General features: G+C 64.4%; 20 protein-coding genes. 15 read left to right on the forward strand and 5 right to left on the reverse strand.

Features of this window, described 5'->3' with window-relative positions; all coding sequences use genetic code 11:
- The first annotated feature begins 51 nt into the window (after window positions 1-51).
- The 9 genes from ACYVKQ_RS19695 (at window position 52) to groL (ending at window position 10,926) form a co-directional block, all read left to right on the forward strand.
- Window positions 52-1,626 carry a tetratricopeptide repeat protein gene (locus ACYVKQ_RS19695; protein WP_460677131.1) on the forward strand — a complete coding sequence of 525 codons (1,575 nt, stop codon included), beginning with the start codon at window positions 52-54 and terminating at the stop codon, window positions 1,624-1,626.
- 43 nt (window positions 1,627-1,669) lie between these two features.
- Window positions 1,670-2,947 carry an anthranilate synthase component I family protein gene (locus tag ACYVKQ_RS19700; protein WP_460677070.1) on the forward strand — a complete coding sequence of 426 codons (1,278 nt, stop codon included), beginning with the start codon at window positions 1,670-1,672 and terminating at the stop codon, window positions 2,945-2,947.
- 433 nt (window positions 2,948-3,380) lie between these two features.
- Window positions 3,381-4,814, forward strand: coding sequence for a tRNA (N6-isopentenyl adenosine(37)-C2)-methylthiotransferase MiaB (gene miaB, locus ACYVKQ_RS19705; RefSeq protein ID WP_460677071.1), 1,434 nt, complete (start codon window positions 3,381-3,383; stop codon window positions 4,812-4,814).
- 181 nt (window positions 4,815-4,995) lie between these two features.
- Window positions 4,996-6,303 (forward strand): sigma-54 interaction domain-containing protein, encoded by a 1,308-nt coding sequence (locus ACYVKQ_RS19710; RefSeq protein WP_460677072.1) that lies wholly within the window; start codon window positions 4,996-4,998, stop codon window positions 6,301-6,303.
- Complete coding sequence (lptE, locus tag ACYVKQ_RS19715) at window positions 6,290-6,835, forward strand: LPS assembly lipoprotein LptE (RefSeq protein ID WP_460677073.1); 546 nt, start codon at window positions 6,290-6,292, stop codon at window positions 6,833-6,835. The genes ACYVKQ_RS19710 and lptE overlap by 14 nt, the downstream gene beginning before the upstream one ends.
- A 136-nt stretch (window positions 6,836-6,971) precedes the next feature.
- On the forward strand, window positions 6,972-8,252 hold the full coding sequence (locus ACYVKQ_RS19720; RefSeq protein WP_460677074.1) for a hypothetical protein: 1,281 nt from the start codon (window positions 6,972-6,974) through the stop codon (window positions 8,250-8,252).
- On the forward strand, window positions 8,253-8,669 hold the full coding sequence (gene secG / locus ACYVKQ_RS19725) for a preprotein translocase subunit SecG (RefSeq protein WP_460677075.1): 417 nt from the start codon (window positions 8,253-8,255) through the stop codon (window positions 8,667-8,669).
- Between the two features lie 284 nt (window positions 8,670-8,953).
- Window positions 8,954-9,244 (forward strand): co-chaperone GroES, encoded by a 291-nt coding sequence (gene groES / locus ACYVKQ_RS19730; protein WP_460677076.1) that lies wholly within the window; start codon window positions 8,954-8,956, stop codon window positions 9,242-9,244.
- 35 nt (window positions 9,245-9,279) lie between these two features.
- On the forward strand, window positions 9,280-10,926 hold the full coding sequence (gene groL / locus ACYVKQ_RS19735; protein ID WP_460677077.1) for a chaperonin GroEL: 1,647 nt from the start codon (window positions 9,280-9,282) through the stop codon (window positions 10,924-10,926).
- Between the two features lie 92 nt (window positions 10,927-11,018).
- On the opposite strand, the gene ACYVKQ_RS19740 is transcribed toward groL, so the two are convergent.
- Both ACYVKQ_RS19740 and ACYVKQ_RS19745 read right to left on the reverse strand, forming a co-directional pair.
- Window positions 11,019-12,644: a peptide MFS transporter gene (locus tag ACYVKQ_RS19740; protein ID WP_460677078.1), complete on the reverse strand. Its 1,626-nt coding sequence runs from the start codon at window positions 12,642-12,644 to the stop codon at window positions 11,019-11,021.
- Between the two features lie 207 nt (window positions 12,645-12,851).
- Window positions 12,852-14,279: a peptide MFS transporter gene (locus tag ACYVKQ_RS19745; RefSeq protein WP_460677079.1), complete on the reverse strand. Its 1,428-nt coding sequence runs from the start codon at window positions 14,277-14,279 to the stop codon at window positions 12,852-12,854.
- 235 nt (window positions 14,280-14,514) lie between these two features.
- Between ACYVKQ_RS19745 and pckA the strand changes: the two genes are divergently transcribed.
- Entirely contained in the window at window positions 14,515-16,146 is a 1,632-nt protein-coding gene (gene pckA, locus ACYVKQ_RS19750) for a phosphoenolpyruvate carboxykinase (ATP) (protein WP_460677080.1), read from the forward strand.
- Window positions 16,147-16,164: 18 nt separating this feature from the next.
- Here pckA and ACYVKQ_RS19755 read toward each other — a convergent pair whose 3' ends face one another.
- The gene (locus ACYVKQ_RS19755) at window positions 16,165-16,461 is read right to left on the reverse strand and encodes an NmrA family NAD(P)-binding protein (protein ID WP_460677081.1); all 297 of its coding nucleotides are present in this window, start codon (window positions 16,459-16,461) and stop codon (window positions 16,165-16,167) included.
- A 296-nt stretch (window positions 16,462-16,757) separates the two neighbouring features.
- Between ACYVKQ_RS19755 and ACYVKQ_RS19760 the strand changes: the two genes are divergently transcribed.
- Window positions 16,758-17,246: an SRPBCC family protein gene (locus tag ACYVKQ_RS19760; protein WP_460677082.1), complete on the forward strand. Its 489-nt coding sequence runs from the start codon at window positions 16,758-16,760 to the stop codon at window positions 17,244-17,246.
- Between the two features lie 113 nt (window positions 17,247-17,359).
- Here ACYVKQ_RS19760 and ACYVKQ_RS19765 read toward each other — a convergent pair whose 3' ends face one another.
- Window positions 17,360-18,493, reverse strand: coding sequence for an SDR family oxidoreductase (locus ACYVKQ_RS19765; RefSeq protein ID WP_460677083.1), 1,134 nt, complete (start codon window positions 18,491-18,493; stop codon window positions 17,360-17,362).
- A 138-nt stretch (window positions 18,494-18,631) separates the two neighbouring features.
- Here ACYVKQ_RS19765 and ACYVKQ_RS19770 point away from each other — a divergent pair, with 138 nt between their 5' ends.
- The 4 genes from ACYVKQ_RS19770 (at window position 18,632) to ACYVKQ_RS19785 (ending at window position 21,668) form a co-directional block, all read left to right on the forward strand.
- On the forward strand, window positions 18,632-19,456 hold the full coding sequence (locus tag ACYVKQ_RS19770) for a S1/P1 nuclease (RefSeq protein ID WP_460677084.1): 825 nt from the start codon (window positions 18,632-18,634) through the stop codon (window positions 19,454-19,456).
- A gap of 121 nt (window positions 19,457-19,577) precedes the next feature.
- Window positions 19,578-20,279 carry a 16S rRNA (uracil(1498)-N(3))-methyltransferase gene (locus tag ACYVKQ_RS19775; RefSeq protein WP_460677085.1) on the forward strand — a complete coding sequence of 234 codons (702 nt, stop codon included), beginning with the start codon at window positions 19,578-19,580 and terminating at the stop codon, window positions 20,277-20,279.
- A gap of 282 nt (window positions 20,280-20,561) precedes the next feature.
- On the forward strand, window positions 20,562-21,224 hold the full coding sequence (locus ACYVKQ_RS19780) for a DUF4159 domain-containing protein (RefSeq protein ID WP_460677086.1): 663 nt from the start codon (window positions 20,562-20,564) through the stop codon (window positions 21,222-21,224).
- A 6-nt stretch (window positions 21,225-21,230) separates the two neighbouring features.
- Entirely contained in the window at window positions 21,231-21,668 is a 438-nt protein-coding gene (locus ACYVKQ_RS19785) for a hypothetical protein (RefSeq protein ID WP_460677087.1), read from the forward strand.
- On the opposite strand, the gene ACYVKQ_RS19790 is transcribed toward ACYVKQ_RS19785, so the two are convergent.
- Window positions 21,649-22,584 (reverse strand): methylated-DNA--[protein]-cysteine S-methyltransferase, encoded by a 936-nt coding sequence (locus ACYVKQ_RS19790; RefSeq protein ID WP_460677088.1) that lies wholly within the window; start codon window positions 22,582-22,584, stop codon window positions 21,649-21,651. The two genes, ACYVKQ_RS19785 and ACYVKQ_RS19790, sit on opposite strands and share 20 nt — an antisense overlap.
- Between the last annotated feature and the right edge of the window lie 23 nt (window positions 22,585-22,607).

A 22,607-nucleotide genomic window follows, 5' to 3' on the forward strand; every position in this document is an offset into this window, starting at 1 on the left:
TTTTTGGAAAAGGAACGGCCTTCGTGTCGTTCCTTTTTTGTTGTTGTTCGGATGTTGATTGCCGCTGAGTTTCGCCGAGCCTGGAGGGCCTGCCGGCCCCTGCTGCGCCGGGGGTTGCTGGCGGCGGCCGTGCTTCTGCTGGGCGTCGGCGGCGCGGCGGCCGCGGAACCCACCCGCAAGCGCGCGGTGCAGGATGAGGCAACGGCCGAGCTGCCCGCCGGCCCCGATCAGCTTTCCGCCGCTGCCCGCCGCGCCTACGCCGAGCTGCTGCGGCTGCGGACCGGCAATGCCAAGGCCCTGGCCCTGGCCGAACTGCGCCAGCAGCCCCGCAGCCCGGGCGCCCTGCTGGTGCAGGAAGGCGCCGGCTTTGCCGAGCTCGTCATCAGCCAGGACCCGGCCCGCTACGAGGGCGTCATCGACCAGCAGGACCGCACGCTGAAGCTGCTGGACGAGCTGCCGCGCTCGGCCCTGCGCGACTACGCCCGCGCCGAGATTCGCCTGCACCAGGCCGCCGCCCAGGTGATGTTCGACCACGAGCTGCAGGGCGCCTGGAGCCTGCGCCAGGCCTACCTGCTGGTGCAGCAGAGCGCCAAGCGCTGGCCGGCGCACCTGCCCACGCAGAAGACCCTGGGCTTGTGCCAGTTCCTGATCGGCTCGGTGCCCGAGGGGTACCGCTGGTTTCTGAACCTGCTGGGCCTGCCCGGCAACACCACCGCCGGCCTGCAGCACCTGCGCGCGGCCGCCGAGCGCCCCCACGACTTCCAGCTGGAGGCGCAGATTCTGCTGGCCCTCATCCGGCAGACCTACTACGGCGCCGACGAGGAAGCCGCCGCGCTGGTGGAGCGCCTGCACCGCGCGCAGCCCGACAACCTGCTGTTTTGCTACCTGGGCATGTCGGTGCAGAAAAAGCTGCACCACGCCGACCAGGCCCTGGCCTACTACCGTGCCCGTCCCACCGCCAGCACCTACCTGCCCGTGGCGTACCTGCACCACATGGCCGCCGATCTACTACTGTACCAGGGCCAGTACGCGGCATCGGCCCGCGCCAATCAGCAATTCATCAACGAGTATCGTGGCGCGCATTACCGCAAGGACGCGTGGTTTAAGCTGTACCTAGCCCACTGGCTCAGCGGCGACGACGCGGCCGCGGAGCGCTGCCGCCGCCAGATCGGGGCCGATGGCCAGACGGTGGTGGAAGAGGACCGCTACGCCCAGCGCTTCGTGGACGACCAGCTGCCGCTTAACCGCTACTTGACCCGCGCCCGCCTGCAGATCGACGGGGGCTACTACCGCCCGGCCCTGGCCACGCTGGACCAGTTTCGGCCGGGCCCGGCCGTACCGCTGCGCGACCGGCTGGAGGAGCCGTACCGGCGCGCCCGCGCCTACCACGGCCTCGGGCGCCTCGATTCGGCCCGGCTCTACTACGGCCGCACCATCACGCTTAGCGGCTCGGCTCCGTATTATTTTGCGCCGCAATCGGCCCTGCAAATGGGCTACCTCAGCCAGCAGGCCGGCCAGAAAGCGCAGGCCCGGGCTTACTTTCAACAGGCGCTGAGCTACGGCAAGCACGAGTACAAAACCAGCACGGACGCCAAAGCCAAAGTGGCCCTGGCCAGTTTGAAATAGCCAGCCCACCGCTTTGCCCTGGCTACCGTCGTAATTTCGCGTCGTGCTATCCATTCCGCTGTCCGACCTACCCACCGACTTTCGGACCCGCGCCCTGCGCTGGGCGGCGGGCTTTGTGCATTGCGCCTACTTCGAGCCCAACGGACTGGATTACCCCAAGGGCCCTTTCAAACGCCTACTGGCCGTGGCCGGCGCGGCACCCCAAGCGCCCACCACGCTGCGTGAGCTGGGGCGCGCGCTAGGCGGCCCGCCTCTGGACGCGCCGCGCTGCGGCTTTGTGACCTACGACGTCAAAAACGAGATTGAGCAGCTGAGCAGCCACAACCCCAGCGGCCTGGAGTGGCCTGGGCTGCACTTTTTCACGCCCCAGATCTGGCTGTATTGGCAAGCAGAGGTCGTGGTCATTCACGGGCCGGCTCCGCAGGAAACGCTGCAGCTCATTTTGGCTACCGCCCTGCCCACGCCGCCCCCCCCGGTGGTGCCAGCCATGCGGCCGCGCATGCCGAAGGCCGAATACCTGGCCGCCGTAGCAGCCGTGCGGGAGGATATTCTCAACGGGGAGGTGTACGAACTGAACCTGTGCCAGGAGTTTTACGCCGAAGCCGTGGCGCTGGACCCCGTCGACGTGTTCGAACGGCTGAACGCCGCCTCCCCCACGCCGTTTGCCGGCTTCTGCCGCTGGCACGAGCACTACCTGCTCTGCGCTTCGCCCGAACGGTTTCTGGCCTACCACGAGCCGCTCATTGTTTCCCAGCCCATCAAAGGCACCATCCGCCGGGGCGCCACGCCGGCCGAAGACGAGCAGCAACGCCAGCGGCTGCTGCACGACGAGAAAGAGCGGGCCGAGAACCTGATGATTGTGGACCTGGTGCGCAACGACCTGGCCCGCGTGGCCCGCCCCGGCACGGTGCGGGTGCCCGAGCTGTTCGGGCTGTACCCCTTCCGGCACGTGTGGCAGATGATTTCGACGGTCGAAGCTGAGCTGCGCCCGGAGGTTGACGTGGTGGACGTACTGCGGGCCACGTTTCCCATGGGCTCGATGACCGGCGCGCCCAAGGTGCGGGCCATGCAGCTCATCGAACAGTACGAGCGCAGCCGCCGTGGCCTCTACAGCGGCTGCTTCGGCTACGCCTGGCCCGACGGCGAGTTTGAGTTCAACGTGGTCATCCGCTCCCTGCAGTACCGCGCCGACACCGGCTACCTCAGCTTCCAGGTCGGCTCGGCCATTACTTACGACTCGGTGCCGGAACGCGAATATGAGGAATGCCTGTTAAAAGCCCGGGCGATGTTGGAGGTGCTGGGCACATCCGTCAGCCCCTGAGGTTGACTTCTGCGCACCGGCAAATCCAGGCGGCTCACAGCTGCAGGGGCGGCCCGAAGATTTTCATGCCGTAATCCGAATTTGCTGTAGCTCATCCGCGGTGGGAGGCTTCCATATCAGCCTAAGATCGATGAGTGAATTGTGGCTTGCCCCGCAGGGGCTACCCCGGCCGTATCCTTTTGATACCGCGCCAATAAGCTACTACAAACCGGCTGTTTTCGCTCTTCTGAACGACAGCAGCGGAGTCCAGGTTAGCGGCAAGCATTGCAGCGGCAGCGTTGCAGAACCCAAACGCCGGCGGCTCTTGTCTGACAGTAGAAGCCAGCGGCCCCCGAGCAGTTTGCCCATGTAGCCCCGCAACCGCGTCTGCCAAACTGTCATTTCTCCGCCGGAAGCTGTACCTTTGCCCTCCTTACGCTGATTTTTCGAGGCCATGTCTCAACCCCTGCTTACGCTCGATTTCCTGGATAACGCGCCGGCCGCCAGCCCGCTGCCCGCCGACGTGCGCGTGACCGAAGCCACCCATACCGGCCGCCAGCGCCGGCTTTACATCGAGAGCTACGGCTGCCAGATGAACTACTCCGACTCCGAAATCGTGTCGAGCATCCTCTACGATGAGGGTTTCGATACGACCACGGAGCTGGCCGAGGCCGATCTGGTGCTGCTTAACACCTGCTCCATCCGCGAAAAGGCGGAAATTACCGTGCGCCAGCGCCTCAAGGAAATCAACGCCCACAAGCGCAAGCGCCCGGGCCTGCTGGTGGGCGTGCTGGGCTGCATGGCTGAGCGCCTGAAAAGCAAGTTTCTGGAGGAAGAGCAGATCGTGGACCTCGTAGTCGGCCCCGACGCCTACCGCGACCTGCCCGGCCTAATCAAGCAGGTAGACGCGGGCCAGCGCGCGGTGAACGTGCTGCTGAGCCGCGAGGAAACCTACGCCGACATCACGCCGGTGCGCCTGAACTCGAACGGCATCACGGCCTTCATCAGCATCATGCGCGGCTGCGACAACATGTGCTCGTTCTGCGTGGTGCCCTTCACCCGCGGCCGCGAACGGAGCCGCGATGCGCACAGCATCGTGCAGGAAGCCCGCGACCTGTTCAACAAGGGCTTTAAGGAAGTCACGCTACTGGGCCAGAACGTAGACTCTTACAAGTGGCAGTCGGAGGACGGCACGGAGTTCGTGAACTTTGCTCAACTGCTCGAGCGCGTGGCGCTGGTGAGCCCGGAGCTGCGCATCCGCTTCTCCACCTCCCACCCCAAGGACATCACCGACGAGGTGCTGCACACGATGGCCAAGTACGACAACGTGTGCAACTACATTCACTTGCCGGCCCAGAGCGGCAACTCGCGGGTGCTCAAGCTGATGAACCGCACCTACGACCGGGAGTGGTACCTGAACCGCGTGGCGGCCATCCGCCGCATCCTGGGCGAAGACTGCGGCATCTCCACCGACATGATTGCCGGTTTCTGCTCCGAAACCGAGGAGGAGCACCAGGAAACGCTGAGCCTGATGGACCACGTCCAGTACGACATGGCCTACATGTTCTTCTACTCCGAGCGCCCCGGCACGCTGGCCGCCCGCAAGCTGGAAGACGACATTCCGCTGGAGGTGAAAAAGCGCCGCCTCGCCGAAATCATCGCGCGGCAGCAGCAGCACAGCCTCGTGCGCAGCCAGTTGGGCGTTGGCAAGGTGCACCGGGTGCTGGTGGAGGGCGTCTCGAAGCGCAGCGACGAGCACCTGAGCGGCCGCAACGACCAGAACAAGGTGGTCATCTTCCCGCGCCAGCACTACAAGCAGGGCGACTACGTGAACGTGCTCGTGCACGAGTGCACCAGCACGACGCTGCTGGGCAACGCGGTGGCGTAACCTTAAGAACGTCATGCTGAGCCCCGTCGAAGCATCTCTACTGCTTTTCCGGATAGTAATTTCTATCTGCCGTCGGCACGCGAGATGTCTCGACAAGCTCGACATGACGTTCTGATTTTCTACCGCTGTCAGTAAAATATTCGCTGCTGCCGTTCGTCTATTCCCCGAAAACCACTCGGATTTGACACCTTCAGAGATTCAAAGCATCAAGCAGCGCTTCGGCATCATCGGCAACGCGCCGTCGCTGAACTTTGCCATTCAGGTAGCGGCGCAGGTGGCCCCCACCGACATGACCGTGCTCATCACGGGCGAAAGCGGATCGGGGAAAGAGTCGTTTTCCAAGATCATCCACGCCCTCTCGCCGCGCAAGCACGGGCAGTTCATTGCCGTGAACTGCGGCGCCATCCCCGAGGGCACCATCGATTCGGAGCTGTTCGGGCACGAAAAGGGCTCCTTTACGGGCGCCACCGAGGCGCGCAAGGGCTACTTTGAAGTCACCAACGGTGGCACCATCTTCCTGGACGAAATCGGCGAGATGCCGCTGGGCACCCAGGCCCGCCTGCTGCGCGTGCTCGAAAACGGGGAATTTATCCGCGTGGGCTCCTCGAAGGTGCAGAAAACCGACGTGCGCGTGGTAGCCGCCACCAACGTAAACCTGCTCAACGCCGTCGGCGAAGGCCGCTTCCGCGAAGACCTCTACTACCGCCTCAATACGGTGCCCATCACCGTGCCGCCCCTGCGCGAGCGGGGCGACGACATCTACCTGCTGTTCCGCAAGTTTGCTACGGACTTCGCTGAGCGCTACCGCGTCAAGCCCATCACGCTCACGCCCGAGGCGGTGCTGGAGCTGCAGCGCTTCCGCTTTCCCGGCAACATCCGCCAGCTGAAGAACATCGCCGAGCAGATGTCGGTGCTGGAACTGGAACGCGAGGTGGACCACCGCCGCCTGCGCCAGTACCTGCCGGCCGATCAAAGCTCGAACCTGCCCATGCTGCTGGGCGCCACCGCCGACGGCACCGCGCCGCAGGGCCTTTCGGAGCGCGACCTGCTCTACAAAGTGCTCTTTGACATGCGCCGCGACATGACCGACCTCAAGCGCCTGGTGCTGGAAATGGCGGCCGGCTCGGCCCGCCCCGACGGCGCCGGGCAGGCCCAGGAGCTGGTGCGGCAAAACAGCCACCTCTTCACCAACCTGAGCGTGACGCCCTACGAGGGCGGCGCCCGCCTGGCCCGCCCCGCCGAACCGGCCGAGCCCTACATCATCAACACGCAGCCCGCCACCGACTACGACGAGGACGACGAGCTGCCGCGCGTGGAGGACATCACCCACGAAACCGAGGAGGAAAGCCTTTCGCTGGAAGCCAAGGAAAAGGAAATGATTATCAAGGCGCTCAAAAAGCACCACAACAAGCGCAAGTACGCGGCCCAGGACCTGGGCATCTCGGAACGCACGCTCTACCGCAAACTCAAACAGTATGACCTGGAATAAGCGCGGGGGCCGGCGTTTCGGCTTGCTGCTGGCCTTGCTGCTCGGCCTCTGGCCCCTGGCGGGCTGCGGCGTGTACTCCTTCACGGGCACCAGCATCGACTACACGCAGATCAAGACCTTCTCGGTCGCGGTGTTTCAAAACAACGCCTCCAACGGCCCGTCCTTTCTCTCGCAGCGCTTTACCGAGGACATGAAGGACTACTTTTTGCGCAACACCACGCTCAAGCTGGTGCCGCGCGACGGGGATTTGCAGTTTGAGGGGCAGGTGGTGGCCTACGACTTTGCGCCGGCGGCCATTCAGAGCACCAACGGGCAGGACCAGGCCGGCATCAACCGCCTGACCATTCAGATCCGGGTGAAGTTTACCAACACCAAGGATTCCAAGCAGGACTTTGAGCAGACATTTCAGAGCAACGCCGACTTCCCGGCGGCCACCAACGTGTCCGGCATCACCAACGACCCGGTGGCCAACCGGCGCATTACCGACCGCATCATCACCGATGTTTTCAATAAGTCGGTAGCAAACTGGTAAACTCCCTTGATTCGATTGCCAATCGGTTAAATTGCCGTAATGTTGCGGCCCCTTGGCCGATTTGGTCGCATTTTCCCTTCGCTTGCCCTGTGGCTGACTTCGCCGCGTAGTCGCCCCCTCTTTTACCTCGTTCGCAATGAACCGCGCCTCCCTGCTGCACATCCTGGACCACACGACCGGAATTTCAGAGGTCGAAGTCCGCGAGCTGGAGCAGCTGGCCGTGGCCTTTCCGTACTGCCAGACGGCCCACCTGCTGCTGGCCAAAGCCGCCCACGACCGCGGCAGCATGCTGGCCGGGCAGCGCCTGCGCCGCGCCGCCACCTACGCCGCTGACCGGGAACTGCTGCGCGCCCTCATCGAGTTGCCGGCCCCGGAAGTGCCCGTTACTCCCCTGCTGTCCGCTCCGGTGAATAACGAAGCCGAGGTCAACGCCACGCCGGAGCCCCTGATCGAGCCAACCGAAATAGAAGCCCAGCTGCGGCCCGCGGCAACGGCGCCGGAAGCACCGGCCGCACGGCCCGAGGAGCCGACGGATGAGTCCCTGAAGGTCGAAGCAGATGTCGCGGCACCGGCCTCGGAGGCCAACCACCCGACGGAAATGCCTGACGAGGCCCCAATGCCGCCAACGGCGGCTCAGGTTTCGGAGGAAGTGGCCGCAGGTGATGAAGCGCTGGAACCCGCACTGCCGGTACTGGCCGAGGCCATTGTGGATGTACGTGCGCAGGACGAGCCATTGGCGCCTCTCGCCACAACCGCCCCCGCGCCCCCCCCGCAAGAAAATGCCGAGCCGGCCTTGGCCGAAGCGGTGGAGGAGCTTCCGGCCGCGGCCCCGCTCATCCGCCCCCCGGTGGAAGTTGGCAGTTCCCGTTTTGAGTTTGGCCTGAGCGAAGCCCCCATTACGGGCCCTGCGTACCAGTTACCGGAGCTACCCGAAGAGCCCGCGGTCGGCACCATTCCGCCCCTGCGGGCCGACGAGCACCTGGCTTACGCGTTGAGCGCGGGCAGCCGTATGGGCGCCTGCCTGACGCTGCGCGCACCCGAGTTCACGCACGATCTGCCCTTGGCCGACAACTGGCACCCGGATGCCGTGGTGCTGGCCCACGTGGCCGCCCATCGCGCCGCCCTGCCCGTCGTTCCCTCGTCGCTGGCGCTGATCGACAAGTTCTTGCGAAGCCAACCCCGCATCAAAAGCGCGGCGGCGCGACCGGCCCCCACGGAGGCCCCGCAGGCCGATCTTTCGGTGCGCAGCACCAGCGCGGCGCCGAGCCTGGCGTCGGAAAGCTTGGCCAAAATCATGGTTCGCCAAGGCAAAACGGCGCGGGCCATTGAAATTTACGAGCAGCTGATGCAGCGCCAGCCGGAAAAAAAGGCGTATTTTGCCGCTCAAATTGACTTACTGAACCAACAACCGGAGTAGATGTACACCGCTATTATTGTCATTGCCCTCTTCGTATGCGTGCTGCTGGCCCTGGTGGTGCTGGCTCAGAACTCGAAGGGCGGCGGCCTGGCCGGCGGTTTTTCGGCCGGCGGCACGGCCCAGCTGATGGGCGTGAAGCGCACCGGCGACCTGCTGGAACGCCTGACCTGGGGTTTTGCCATTGCCCTGATGGTTCTCTCGCTTGGCTCGCACATGGTCCTCAGCACCCAGAGCGCTGGCCCGCTGCGCAGCGTTAACCAGCAAAAAGCCATGGAAGCCCGCCTGCCCGCCGCGGCTCCGGTAGCCCCCGGCGCTGCAGCTCCCGGCGGAACGGCTGCACCGGCCCCGCAACAGTCGGCTCCGGCCGCTGCGCCCGCTCAGCAGCCGGCCCCGGCCCCCGCTACCCCGGCCCAGTAATTTAGTTCGGCTGCGATTGTTCAACCGGCGGCTTCTCGCATCAGCGAGAAGCCGCCGGTCCTTTTTTGGGCATCCTGCCAGCAGTTGCCTATACTTGCGCCCGCTCCGGTCGAGCCGCCGTCCTGTCAGCTTTGGCAGGCTGCGGGTGCGACAACTCGGGCAGAAAGTTCCCGTACGCGTTCATTCTGTCAGCTTTTGGTGGGCTGGCACAAGAAGTGTGCAGCGGCTGCCGACTCCTTAGTAGTCATTTCCTCCTTTAACATACCAAACCTAACACCAGCAGTATGGCAGTTAGCATCAAACCGCTGGCCGACCGTGTGATCATCGCACCGGCCGCCGCCGAAGAAAAAACCAAGTCGGGCATCATTATCCCCGACACGGCCAAAGAAAAGCCGCAGCGCGGCGAAATCGTGGCCGTGGGCGAAGGCAAAGTAGCCGACAACGGCACCTTGGTGAAGCCCCAGGTATCGGTTGGCGACCAGGTTCTGTACGGCAAGTACGCCGGCACGGAAATCACCGTCGACGGTCAGGATTACCTGATCATGCGCGAATCGGACATCTTCGCCATCCTGTAAGCACCTTCCAGCCTTAACATCAATAGCACAGCCCAATGGCCGCTAAACTCGTTCAATTTGACATTGAAGGCCGCAACAAACTCGTTGCCGGCGTAGATAAACTGGCTAACGCCGTGAAGGTAACCCTGGGCCCGAAAGGCCGCAACGTGGTTATCGACAAGAAATTCGGTGCCCCGACCATCACCAAGGACGGCGTGACCGTCGCCAAAGAAATCGAGCTGAAGGACCCCATCGAGAACATGGGCGCCCAGCTGGTAAAGGAAGTTGCCTCGAAGACGGCCGACCAGGCCGGCGACGGCACCACCACCGCCACGGTACTGGCCCAGGCCATTTACCGCGCCGGTCTGAAGAACGTAGCCGCCGGGGCCAACCCGATGGACCTGAAGCGCGGCATCGACAAGGCGGTGCACGCCGTGGTGGCCAACCTGAAGGCCCAGTCGAAGAAGATTGAAAACTCCGCCGAAATTGCCCAGGTAGGCACCATCTCGGCCAACAACGACCAGGAAATCGGCCAGATGATTGCCGACGCCATGGACAAAGTGGGCAAGGAAGGCGTCATCACCGTAGAAGAAGCCCGCGGCACCGAAACCGAAGTGAAAACGGTAGAGGGCATGCAGTTCGACCGCGGCTACCTCTCCCCCTACTTCGTAACCAACGCGGAGAAGATGGAAGTGGAGCTGGACTCGCCCTTCATCCTGATCTACGACAAGAAGGTCAGCACTATGAAGGAGCTGCTGCCGGTGCTCGAGCAAGTGGTGCAGACGGGCAAGCCCCTGCTGATCATTGCCGAGGACGTGGATGGCGAAGCCCTGGCCACGCTGGTGGTGAACAAGCTGCGCGGCTCGTTGAAGATTGCCGCCGTGAAAGCCCCGGGCTTCGGCGACCGTCGCAAGGCCATGCTGGAGGACATTGCGGCCCTGACCGGCGGCACGGTTATCTCCGAAGAGCGCGGCTACAAGCTCGACAACGCTACCCTGGACTACCTCGGCCAGGCCGAGAAGATCATCGTTGACAAGGACAACACGACCATTGTCAACGGCAAAGGCGGCAAAGACGAGATTCAGGGCCGCGTAGGTCAGATCAAGGCTCAGATCGAGACGACCACCTCGGACTACGACAAGGAGAAGCTGCAGGAGCGCCTCGCCAAGCTCTCGGGCGGCGTTGCCATCCTCTACATCGGTGCCAGCACCGAGGTGGAAATGAAAGAGAAGAAAGACCGCGTGGACGACGCGCTGCACGCTACCCGCGCCGCCGTAGAGGAAGGCGTGGTACCCGGCGGCGGCGTGGCCCTGGTGCGCGCCCTGGATTCGCTGGAAGCCGTTGACACCATCAACAGCGACGAGCGCACCGGCGTGAACATCATCCGCACGGCCCTGGAAGCTCCGCTGCGCACCATCGTGGCCAACGCCGGCGGCGAAGGCTCGGTAGTGGTGCAGAAAGTGCGCGAAGGCAAAGGCGACTACGGCTACAACGCCCGCGAGGACCGCTACGAAAACCTGATGGCCGCTGGTATCCTCGACCCGACCAAGGTAACGCGTCTGGCCCTCGAAAACGCAGCTTCCATCGCCGGCCTGCTGCTGACGACCGAGTGCGTGATTTCGGAAGAAGCCGAAGACGAGAAAGGCGGAGGCGCCGGTGCTGCTGGTATGGGCGGCATGGGTGGCATGGGCGGCATGATGTAATCAGCCGGTCCGAGCTTCGCTGCTCTGGTCCCATTAAAAAAAGCCCCGCCGGACATGGTCCGGCGGGGCTTTTTTTGTGGCCGCTGGGCTGGCTACGCGGCCTGCGGCTCGGCCATCATGCGCACCAGCCGGCGGTGGATGAGAAACAATACCACGGAAGCGGCAAACGACAGGCCCACGAAAATCAGGAAGAACTCGTAGAGGCCGCTGATTTCGAAGCCCAGGAAGCGGGGGGCGGCTTTACCGGGCTCGGGGTACAGCCCGCTGAGCACCCCGGCAAACTTGTTGCCCGCCGCCGTGGCCATAAACCACACGGCCATCAGCAGCGAGGCGAACCGCACCGGGGCCAGCTTGTTGACCAGCGCCAGCCCGATGGGCGACAGGCACAGCTCACCGAAGGTATGCAGCAGGTACATCGTGACCAGCCAGAACATGCTCACTTTGGTGCTGGCCGCCACGCCGTGCACGCCGAAGGCGATGATCAGGTAGCCTACGCCCAGCAGCAGCAGGCCCAGCGACATTTTCAGCGGCGACGAGGGCTCCAGCCGACGGCGGCCCAGCGCCGTCCAGATAGCAGCGAACAGCGGGGCAAACAGGATGATGAAGAGCGCGGGCACCGACTGAAAGAACGATGCCGGCACGGTATACCGGCCCAACTGCCGGTCGGTCTGCTCGTCGGCGAAAAACGTGAGCGAGGCCCCGGCCTGCTCGTAGGCGCCCCAGAAAAAGATGACGAAGAAGCTTAGAATGAGGATGACGTAGATTTTCTCCTTTTCGCGCGGGGTCAGAGAGGCATCGGCCAGCACCACCAGAGGCACCACCAGCATGGCGGCAAACACCAGGGCGCCGATCCAGTCGCCGCCCATGTACCAGGCAATGGCGGCGTACACCGCGGCGAAAAGGGCGGCCAGCAGCAGCAAGTGCCGGGCCCTCACACCGGTTGCCGGCGCGGCAATCGTTTCGCGGCGCACGGGCGCATCGGGCGTCAGCGGGACTACCGGCGTGTGCGCTACGCGCTGCTCGGGCCGGGCTCCCAACGGCGCCCCTTCTGCGTCGATGACGTGGCGATGCTTGAACAGCTCAAACGTGGCCGTGCCCAGAAGCATGCCCGCACCGGCGGCCAGGAAGCCCCACTTGAAATCGGCCGGGTTATCGGTATTGCCCAGGAAGCCACACACCAGCGGTGCCAGGAAGGCCCCGATGTTGATGCCCATGTAGAAGATGGTGTAAGCCGCGTCGATGCGCTTGTCGCCGGCCGGGTACAGGGACCCGACCATGGAGGAAATGTTGGGCTTGAAGGAACCGTTGCCGAAGATGAGCAGACCCAGGCCCAGGAAGAACAGCATCTTTTGGGCGGGTCCGGCTTCGGGCTGGCCCGCCACGTAGAGCGAGGCGCTGCCGAACAGGCAGAACTGGCCCAACGCCATCAGCAGCCCGCCGATGAGGATGGAGCGGCGGTTGCCCAGGTAGCGGTCGGCGAGGTAGCCGCCGAGCAGGGGCGTGAGGTACACCAGGCTGGTGTAGTTGCCGTAGAAGCGCGACGTCTGCGCCTTATCGAAGAGCAGCGACTGGCCCATGTACAGCGCCAGCAGCGCCCGCATGCCGTAAAAGCTGAACCGCTCCCACATTTCGGTCAGGAATAGAACGTAGAGGCCGGTGGGGTGGCGGATGGCGGCCGGAGTGCGGGGCGGATGAGGCAGCGTAGAGGTTGGTTGCATAGAAGGAAGGTTCGGAGAAGAAGCCCGGCCAAGCGTAGTGCAAGTAACTATGTTTTAGGAGCTGTCCATTCAGCACGAAGGAAACGCATAACTGCCCGAACGTTGCTTACCCGTCTCCCCCACCACCAGCCCGGAGCTAACTGATAGCTAGCAAAAAGCCCCGCCGGAAAGATCCGACGGGGCTTGTGCAACGGGCACGAAGCGCGCTTAACCGCGGCCGTGCATCATGTGGAACAGCTTCTTGGCAATGACAATCAGCAACAGGCCCGCGCCGATAACGAAGGCGGCAATCAGGCCAAACACCTTCAGGGCGCCCAGCTCTTCCACGTAGGCAGCGATGTAGCCCCCGGCAATCTGAGCCACAAACGGCGCCAGGAACCACACCCCCATCAGCATGGACGTGAGCGACACCGGCGAAAGGCGCGACACCATCGAGAGGCCGATGGGCGAGAGGCACAGTTCGCCAATGGTGTGGAAGAAGTACGTGGCTAGCAGCCAGAGGATGCTGGCTTTGATGGTCGTGTCCGGCACGTCGCCGCCGCGTTCCATCACGGCACCCACCATGAACAGGAAGCCGGCGCCGAGCAGGATCATGCCCAGGCCCATCTTCACGGGAATGCTCAGGTCTTTGCCCTTGCGGCCCAGGGCCAGCCAGATGCCGGCCGTCACGGGGGCGAAGGCCACGATGAACAGCGGGTTGACTGACTGGAACCAGGAGGTCGGAATCAGGAAGCCGAAGACGTCGCGGTTGATGTACTTATCGGTATAGAGCGTAAGCGAGGACCCGGCCTGCTCGAAGCCGGCCCAGAAGAACACCACGAACAGCGTGATGATGAAAATCACGGCCATGCGGTCGGTTTCTTCCTTCGTGAGCGGTGCTTTGGCCACGGTCTTGTCTTCGCCGTGCCCTTCGGGGTACATGCCCACGTCGCCGAGGTACTTCTTACCGAGCAGGTTGAAGGCCAGCTGGCCCAGCATCATGCCGATGCCGGCCGCTAGGAAGCCGTAGCGGAAGCCGTAGCTGCTGACTTCGGTTACGCCGTTGACGACGGTCTTGGTGGCAAACAGGTCTTCGGCCAAGTAGCCGCACACCAGCGGAGCGAAGAACGCGCCCACGTTGATGCCCATGTAGAAGATGGTGAAGGCCGCGTCGCGTTTCGGGTCGCCCTGCTGGTAAAGCTTGCCGACGATGGTCGAAATATTGGGCTTGAAGAAGCCGTTGCCCAGGATCAGCAGCAGCAGGCCCAGCGCCGTGGGCCAAGGCATGCCGAAGATGGCGGCATCGGTGGACAGGGCCGGCTGCATGAACAGGCACAACTGCGCAAGGGCCATGGTCACGCCGCCGATGAGAATGGCGCGGCGCTGCCCGATGTACTTATCGGCCAGGTAGCCCCCGATGATGGGCGTGAAGTACACAAAGCCGGTGAAGTAGCCGTAAATCAGCGTGGCGCTGGCCTCGGAAATGCCCAGCCCGCCTTGCGTGACGGTTTTGGTCAGGTACAGCACCAGCAAGCCGCGCATGCCGTAGTAGCTGAACCGCTCCCACATTTCGGTGAAGAACAGCAGGTACAGGCCGGGAGGATGCTTGGTGCTCGGCGAAGTCGGCGGCGGCGCCTGGGCGGTGGCTACTTGCATGAGTGCGGGGAAGATGGAGTAAGTGAGTGAAGAGAAAAGGTACCAAAAAAGCCCGGCAGCGGCCACACGGGGGCTGGGGCTTACGGGTAAATCTAGTAAATCTTTCCCAGTCGCTGCCCCGTTAGTACAGACAAAAGGCCGGATGCAATCGTTTGCGGCGCTTCGGCTTTTTCGACTACTTTTGTCTCAAATTCTCCCATTCCCACCCCTTTTTCATTCCCACATTTCTGCGCATATGCTGGAAACCGCTGCTTCCACCAACGCCATGAACCGCCTCAAGCCGCTGGGCATCAGCCAAGCCAAAGAGGTGTGCCTGAACCTGACGCCCGCCGAACTGGTGGAAGAGGCGCTCAAGAACGGCGAAGGCACGCTGACCGACACTGGCGCCCTGATGGCCGATACCGGCAAGTTCACGGGCCGCTCGCCCAAGGACCGCTTCGTGGTGAAGGACGAGCACACCGCCGATTCCGTGTGGTGGGGCGACATCAACATCGCCTTCGATCCGCAGAAGTTCGATCAGCTGCACGACAAGATGGTGCAGTACCTAGCCGACAAGAAAATCTACGTGCGCGACGCCTACGCCGGGGCTCACCCCGACTACCAGCTGAAGCTGCGCGTGGTGAACGAGCTGGCCTGGCACAACCTATTCTGCTACAACATGTTCCTGCGCCCCGAAGAAGGCGCGGACACCAGCTGGACGCCGGATTTTAGCATCATCTGCGCCCCCGGCTTCGAAGCCGATCCGGCCGTGGACGGCACCCGGCAGGCCAACTTCGCCATTCTGAACTTCTCCAAGAAGATGATTCTGATCGGCGGCACGGGCTACGCCGGCGAGATGAAAAAGGGCATTTTCGGGGTGCTGAACTACCTGCTGCCCCACGAGCACAACACGCTGGCCATGCACTGCTCGGCCAACGTGGGCAAGCAGGGCGACACGGCCATTTTCTTCGGCCTCTCGGGCACGGGCAAAACTACCCTGTCGGCCGACCCCAACCGCGGCCTCGTCGGCGACGACGAGCACGGCTGGATGCCGGGTGACGCGGGCATCTTCAACTTTGAAGGCGGCTGCTACGCCAAGGTCATCGACCTCTCGCGCGAGAAGGAACCCGAAATCTGGGACGCCATCAAGTTCGGCTCCATCGTGGAGAATACCCGCTTCCTGCCGGGCACCCACACGGTGGACTACGCCAACAAGTCGGTGACGGAAAACACCCGCACGGCCTACCCCATCCACTACATTCCGAACGCGGTGGAGCCCTCGGTGGCCGGCGTGCCGCAGAACATCTTCTTCCTGACGGCCGACGCCTTCGGCGTGATTCCGCCCATCAGCAAGTTGGACAAGTCGCACGCCATGTACCACTTCATGTCGGGCTACACCGCCAAGGTGGCCGGCACGGAAATGGGCGTAACCGAGCCGCAGACCACTTTCTCGGCCTGCTTTGGCCAGGTGTTCCTGCCGCTGCACCCCACCAAATACGCGGAGATGCTCGGCCAGAAAATGGAAGAGCACCCCAACGTAAACGTGTGGCTCATCAACACCGGCTGGTCGGGCGGCAGCTACGGCGTGGGCTCGCGCATGAAGCTGAGCTACACCCGCGCCATGATTACGGCGGCCCTGGAGGGCCAGCTCGACGGCGTGGAATTCCACAAGCACCCCATCTTCGGCGTGGAAGTACCCGCTGCCGTGCCGGGCGTGCCCACCGACATCCTGGAGCCGCGCAACACCTGGGCTGATAAGGAAGCCTACGACCGCACGGCCGCCGACCTGGCCCAGAAGTTCGTGGACAACTTCCAGAAGTTTGCCGATTTCGCCAACGACGAAATCATGGCCGGTGCCCCGAAAGTAGCCGTCGAAGCCGGCGCCTAGGCTTCTCCTGCTCCATCTTCACTCACTAAAAAAGCCCCGTCGGCAGTTGCCGGCGGGGCTTTTTGGTATTTGGGGCGAGGCCACGAAGAACGCTCCGCAAGCGCCTTTCAGGGCCCGTCGCCGGCCGACCTTCGCTATCGGCCTCCACGACCCCGGCCCCGAGCTGAGGCAGGGCGCGGGCTTTTCGGAGTGGGCGTTGCGGGTCGCGGCGCGCACGGCAAACGCGCTCTGCGCGTCCTGCGGGATGGCGCGGGCCAGCCCGCCGCCCTGGGCGCCCGTGGCGCCGACTACGGCAATGATTTTTTTCGCTGTCATGGTTGTAGCTGACCCTCAGGTGAGGGTGGACCGCAAAAGTGTTGAGCCAAGGCCTCAGCGTTGATAACACTTATGGGTGAGCGGCCGCTTTTGCCAGGTAGGCATGCCCGCATGTAAACCCTGAAAAACGCCCGGCAGCGGCTGCACAAAGGTTTTTACCCGTCCCGGCCACCCTTCCCCGCTGTCGTCACATCATTGTGCGGTTGTGCCATCCAGCCGGGCCGTCCACTTTTGCGGCTGCCTCCAGGCCGGCACCGTCTTCTTCGGCGTGCACCCCCAGCCTGGGTTTCGCCGCTATGCAGCAGATCGTATCCCCTTCCCCAGTCGTAGCCGTCGAGCGGCGTATCGTTATTCAGGCTTCGGCCGAGCAGGTATTCGCGTACGCGGCCGACTTGCGCAACGACGCCCACTGGCGCGCGGAGGTACACGGCACCCGCCTTCATGCGGAGCAGCCGGCCGTGGGCGCGGTGGCCACCGAAGATGCCTACCTCTCGCCGCGGGAGCCCCACTCCCTCACGGAGCTGGAGTATCTGGTCTACGAGCCGGGCCGCCGCATGCACTGCGTCAGCGTGGCGGGCAGCCCCCACCGCCTGAGCGTGGAGCGCCGCTTTCGCCCGCTCGGGCCCGGCACTACGGAGTTCGTGTACGGGCTGGAGTTTGAGGCGCGCCTGGTGCGGCAGGCGCTGGGCTTTGCGCTGCCGGGCTGGCTGCTGCGCTGGCACACCGGCCGCATGATGGAACGGTATCAGCGCACGCTCAAACGCCTGCTGGAAGCCGCCGCCTAACGCCTAGCCCCGGCCTTGATGGTGAGGCTGCACCGGTTTATTGATGATAGGCAACAACAAGCGCCAGCTCCCGTGCGGGGGCTGGCGCTGCTGGTCGGTACCGCCTGGTTTGGTTAGGGCCGGTCGTACGACTTGGTTTCCGAGTAGCGGTGGTCGTGGCCCGCCGAATCGAAGTCCAGGCTATTGCCCGTAACGGCGGGTCGCGGGTAGCTGCTCGCGGTGGGTCGCACGCCGTTGCCGCCCTTGGCCTTGCTGAGCCAGGTGGCCAGCGCGAGGCCGGCCCCCACGGCCAGGGCCGTCTTCAGCACCGGGCTGCTGGTCACGGCCTGCGTGTAGTAGCTTGATTCGCGGGTGTGGCCAGGGTAATTGCCGCGCTCCTCCAAAGCGCCCATGGGGCGGTCCAGGGCGTTCTGGCCGAGGGGACGCGGGGCATAGTCGGCTTTTTCCTGCTTCACGAAGGCCTTCTCCATGAACTTGTCGAGCAGGCCGGGCGTCCACTGCTCCATGCTGATGAAGGCGCGGCCGCCCCCGCCGACCACCACGTTGCGCTCCTGCGTGGCGGCGCAGTGCAGGATGGCGCGGGCTACCGTCTCGGGTGCGTAGGCGGGCGGCGCGTGCTTGGCTTCGCGCTCCATGTAGTTTTTGGCGTGCACGGGGTACGGCGTGTCGATGGCCGCGGGCTGAATCAGCGTCACCGAAATGGGCGCCTCGTCCATTTCCAGCTCCATGCGCAGCCCGTCGGTGAAGCCCTTCACGGCGTGCTTGCTGGCGGAGTAGATGGTTTGTAGAATGGCCGTGATGTCGGAGAGGATGCTGCCCACGTTGATGATGGCCCCGCCGCGGGTCTTCAGGTGCTTGGCGGCTTCCAGCGAGCCGTGTACCAGGCCCCAGAAGTTCACGTCGAACAGCTGGCGCATGTCTTCGACGGGGATGTCCTCCACCTTGCCGTAAATGCTCACGCCCGCGTTGTTGACCCAGGTATCAAACCCGCCAAATGCTTCCTGCGCCTTCCAGGCGATGGTGCGGGCGGCTTCGGGCTGGCTGACGTCGACCACTACGTACACGGCCTGCCCGCCTTCCTGCTCAATTTCCTGCGTGAGTTGGCGAAGCGCACCCTCGGAGCGGGCGGCCAGCACCAGCTTGGCGCCTTTTTTGGCGGCCATGCGGGCCGTGACCAGGCCGATGCCCGACGAGGCGCCGGTGATGACGATGACTTGATCCTTGAGCTTTTTGAGTTTCAGGGCCATTGGATGTGGATTTAAGAATGAGTGCGTGTAAGCTTTCTTGTACGGCAGCCAGCCTGCTTCGATGCGCGCAAATTTTCCCGGACCTTTGCGGCAGCCTTCGATGCGTTTCGGCGTCGTTGGACCTTTTCCCTTCCATTCATGCTCCGCTTACCCCGCTTTTTCTCCCGCGCCTCCCTGCGCAAGGCCGCGGCCGCCGGCTGCCTGGCCCTGCTGCTGTGCGCCCCCCACTCCCTGCGCGCTTGGGGCCACGAAGGCCACCGCACCATTGCCCTGATTGCCGAAAAGCACCTCTCGCGCAAAGCCGCCGCGCAGGTGAAAGAACTGCTGGCCAGCGAGTCCCTGGCCGACGTGGCCTCCTGGGCCGACGAGGTGCGCAGCAAGCCCGAGTACAAGCACACCGGCCCGTGGCACTTCGTGAACCTGCCGCTGGGCATGGGCTTCGCCGACTTTCACCAGCAGCTCAAGGCCAAAACGGAGCCCAACGCCTACCAGGCCCTGCAGGACAACGTGAAGCTGCTCGCCGACAAAAAGCAGCCGCGCGAAAAGCGCCTGGAGGCGCTGAAGTTCGTGGTGCACCTCGTCGGCGACATCCACGAGCCCATGCACGTAAGCCGGGCCGAGGACAAGGGCGGCAACGACATCCAGCTGCAGTTTCAGGGCCAGGGCACCAACCTGCACCGCATGTGGGACAGCGGCCTGATCAAGGCCCAAGGCCTGTCGGACCAGCAGATGGCCGAGGCCTACGCCCAGCCCGACAAGATGCTGGTGCAGCAGTGGGGCCGGGCCGGCTCGGAGCAGTGGCTGTTCGAGTCGTACCTGATGAGCACCAAGCAGTACGCCGTAGCGCCCAACGGCAGCACCCTGGACGAGCAGTACTACCAGACCTACATCGGGGAGGTGCGCCTGCGCCTGCAGCAGGGCGGCATCCGCCTGGCCGAGGTGCTGAACAAGGCCCTGAACTAACCCCGCCGGCGGCCCTGCGGCCTGCCCGAACGCCCGTCACCGGCCCAGCCCGACGACGGGCGTTTTGCATGCCGCTATCCTCGCGTTTCCGCTCTGCGGCCCGGCGCCTACCTTTGCCCCCATGCCCCACACGTTCTACGCCCCCGACCTGGCCGGCCGCAGCTACACCCTGCCCGAAGACGAAAGCAAGCACGCCGTGCGGGTGCTGCGCCTGCAGCCCGGCGACGCGGTGGAGCTGATCGACGGCCGCGGCGGCGTTTTTCAGGCCGAGGTGGCGGCAGCCGACCCCAAGCGCTGCCAGCTGCGCATCAGCGCCGAGCAGCAGGTGCCGCGCCGCCCCTACTTCGTGCACGTGGCCGTGGCGCCCACCAAAAACCTCGACCGCATGGAGTGGCTGGTGGAAAAGGCCACCGAAATCGGCATCGACCGGCTCTCGTTTCTGCGCTGCGCCCGCTCCGAGCGGCGCGAGCTGAAGCTCGACCGGCTGGAGCGCATCGCCGTCAGCGCCCTGAAGCAGTCGGGCCAGGCTTGGCTGCCGCAACTCGACGAGCTGACCGACTTCGCCGCCTTCCTGCGCACGGTAGAGCCCCCGACCACCTTTATTGCCCACCTGGCCGAGGGCGAACGAACCTCCCTGGCGCAGGTGGCCGGGCAGGCCGCCAGCTGCTGCGTGCTCATCGGCCCCGAAGGCGACTTCACGCCCGAGGAAATCGGCCTGGCCCTGGCGCGCGGCATCCGGCCCGTGACGCTGGGCCACACGCGCCTGCGCACCGAAACGGCGGCGCTGGCGGCCGTGTTCACGGCCCACATTGTCCGCGAGTAGCTTCCTGACCGGAATACTCCATCGTCAGAGCTAAAGCATGAGGCCCAGACTCACTACATCCTTACCCGTTACCGTTTGATCTGCTACTGTCGTTTGCACCGGGCGCTGGCCAGCACCCGGTGCAAACGACAAGAAACACATGATACCGCAGGCAGTTCCTGCTCCCTTTTCTGTGTCAGTAGGGTGCCCTGGCGCCGGCGGCTCTGAATCCAACGGCGCGGGCCTGAACTTTCCGCCCCGTGCGTTACTTTGTAATCCGGGCCCTGCCTGCCTTTCTTCGCTATGCTCAAATCCCTGCTGCTTGCCTTTACCCTGCTGTTCACGCTCGGGGCGGCCGCGCCCGTGGCGCCCAGCTTCCAGATTGCCCGCCTGCAGTACGGCGGCGGAGGCGACTGGTACGGCAACAAAACCTCGCTGCCGAACCTGATCCGCTTCTGCAACCAGGCGCTGAAGACCAACATCGCGCCCGAGGAGGCCACCGTGGAGCCCGCCTCCCCGGCCTTGTTGCAGTACCCCTTCGTGCACATGACCGGCCACGGCAACGTCACCTTCACCGACGCGGAGGCGCGCAACCTGCGCCGCTACCTGCTCGGCGGCGGCTTCCTGCACATCGACGACAACTACGGGCTCGACAAGTACATCCGGCCCGAGATGAAAAAGGTATTTCCCGAGCTGGAGTTCGTGGAGCTGCCCTTCTCCCACCCCATTTACCACCAGAAATTTCCCTTTCCCAAGGGCTTGCCCAAAGTGCACGAGCACGACGGCAAGCGGCCCCAGGGCTTCGGGCTGATCTACAAGGGCCGGCTGGTATGCTTTTACAGCTACGAGTGTGACCTGGGCAACGGCTGGGAAGACCCAGAGGTGTACAAAGACCCGGTGGAAAAGCACGAGGAAGCCCTGCGCATGGGCGCCAACCTGCTGGCCTACGCCCTCACCCAGCAATAATATCCGGTGCAGTTTGCTTACCGCGGCTTCTCCAGCCAGCCCACCGCCGCGCAGCTGGATGTATACCCGGGCGCCTCGCTCTGGTACCTGCTCGGGGGCGAATTGACGATTACGGCGCAGGAGCGCACCTTTTTACGGGAAGATTTTCCGCTTTTTCGCCTGGCCGCGCTGCTGCACCACTGGCAGGCCTACCGCCCCGTTCCCCTGGATGACTGCCGCCTGACGCTGGAAGGCTTTCCCGACAACGCGGCACTGCTTATCCGGCGGCAGGCCCCGGCGGTGGCCCTGGTCTGGACCGAGCACGAGCGCGAGGTGCACGCCGTCACGGTGCCCGAGTCCGAGTTCCGGCGTGCCAGTCAGGCCTTTCTGACGCAGCTGCAGGCCGATGTGCAGGTGCAGCTCGGGGTGGAAATTTCCTATTTGTTTAAAGGCATTCCATTCTGAGCTGCTGGCCGGGCTGGGGCGCGGTTTGTTTCCCGGCCGGCGCGAACGGCTGGCCCAAGGCCTGCGCCTGCTGCTCGGCCCGCGCCATTTCCCAGCCGATGAGCGCCTTTTTGGTGGCCGAACCCCAGCGGTACTCGCCCAGCACCCCTTCTTTGCGAATGACGCGGTGGCAGGGAATGAGCACGGCCACGGGGTTGGCACCCACTGCCGAGCCCACCGCCTGCAGCGCCTTGGGCTGCCCAATAGCCCGCGCCACGTGCTGGTAGCTGACCACCTGTCCGCCCGGCACGCGCAACAGCGCCTCCCACACTTTCACCTGGAAGTTGGTACCGCGCACCAGCAGGTGCAGCGGCTGCCCCGCCCCCGGCGCAAAAGCCTGCGCCATAAGCGGCGCCGTGCGCGCAGCATCAGCCTCGAACTGGGCGTTAGGCCAGTTTCGGCGCAGTTCCTCCAGCGCCCGGTCGACGTCGGGCTGCCGGGCATCGAGCAGGTGCAGGCCGCAGATGCCGCGCTCGGTGGCGGCCAGCAGCGCCTGACCAAAGGGCGTAGGGTGCGCCCCGTAGGCGATGCGCACGCCCGCGCCGCCGGTGCGGTACTCGTGCGGGGTGACGGCCTCCAGGGTCACGAACAGGTCGTGCAGGCGCGAGGGCGTCGAGAGGCCGGCCAGTTCGGCGGCTTCGGCCAGGTTGCCGGCCGCGGCTAGGCGCTCCTTCAGGAAATCGGCCGTGAGGTACTGCACAAAGCGCTTGGGGCTGATGCCCGCCCATTCGCTGAACAGCCGCTGGAAGTGAAAGGGACTCAGACTGACGGCCGCCGCGATTTCGTCCAGGCTGGGCTGGCGGCGAAAATTGGCCTCCAGAAACCGGATGGCCTGGGCGACGCGCTGGTAGTCGGGGTTGTGGTCGGCGGTGAGCATAAGACGAAAGTACCACGCCGCCT

The organism is Hymenobacter coalescens (assembly GCF_054783195.1).

Bases quoted from the DNA above. Each gene is read 5' to 3' on its own strand.
- ACYVKQ_RS19695 (WP_460677131.1), top strand. From the start codon at position 52: ATGTTGATTGCCGCTGAGTTTCGCCGAGCCTGGAGGGCCTGCCGGCCC.
- miaB (WP_460677071.1), top strand. From the start codon at position 3,381: ATGTCTCAACCCCTGCTTACGCTCGATTTCCTGGATAACGCGCCGGCC.
- lptE (WP_460677073.1), top strand. From the start codon at position 6,290: ATGACCTGGAATAAGCGCGGGGGCCGGCGTTTCGGCTTGCTGCTGGCC.
- ACYVKQ_RS19720 (WP_460677074.1), top strand. From the start codon at position 6,972: ATGAACCGCGCCTCCCTGCTGCACATCCTGGACCACACGACCGGAATT.
- secG (WP_460677075.1), top strand. From the start codon at position 8,253: ATGTACACCGCTATTATTGTCATTGCCCTCTTCGTATGCGTGCTGCTG.
- groES (WP_460677076.1), top strand. From the start codon at position 8,954: ATGGCAGTTAGCATCAAACCGCTGGCCGACCGTGTGATCATCGCACCG.
- groL (WP_460677077.1), top strand. From the start codon at position 9,280: ATGGCCGCTAAACTCGTTCAATTTGACATTGAAGGCCGCAACAAACTC.
- ACYVKQ_RS19740 (WP_460677078.1), bottom strand. From the start codon at position 12,644: ATGCAACCAACCTCTACGCTGCCTCATCCGCCCCGCACTCCGGCCGCC.
- ACYVKQ_RS19745 (WP_460677079.1), bottom strand. From the start codon at position 14,279: ATGCAAGTAGCCACCGCCCAGGCGCCGCCGCCGACTTCGCCGAGCACC.
- pckA (WP_460677080.1), top strand. From the start codon at position 14,515: ATGCTGGAAACCGCTGCTTCCACCAACGCCATGAACCGCCTCAAGCCG.
- ACYVKQ_RS19755 (WP_460677081.1), bottom strand. From the start codon at position 16,461: ATGACAGCGAAAAAAATCATTGCCGTAGTCGGCGCCACGGGCGCCCAG.
- ACYVKQ_RS19760 (WP_460677082.1), top strand. From the start codon at position 16,758: ATGCAGCAGATCGTATCCCCTTCCCCAGTCGTAGCCGTCGAGCGGCGT.
- ACYVKQ_RS19765 (WP_460677083.1), bottom strand. From the start codon at position 18,493: ATGGCCCTGAAACTCAAAAAGCTCAAGGATCAAGTCATCGTCATCACC.
- ACYVKQ_RS19770 (WP_460677084.1), top strand. From the start codon at position 18,632: ATGCTCCGCTTACCCCGCTTTTTCTCCCGCGCCTCCCTGCGCAAGGCC.
- ACYVKQ_RS19775 (WP_460677085.1), top strand. From the start codon at position 19,578: ATGCCCCACACGTTCTACGCCCCCGACCTGGCCGGCCGCAGCTACACC.
- ACYVKQ_RS19780 (WP_460677086.1), top strand. From the start codon at position 20,562: ATGCTCAAATCCCTGCTGCTTGCCTTTACCCTGCTGTTCACGCTCGGG.
- ACYVKQ_RS19790 (WP_460677088.1), bottom strand. From the start codon at position 22,584: ATGCTCACCGCCGACCACAACCCCGACTACCAGCGCGTCGCCCAGGCC.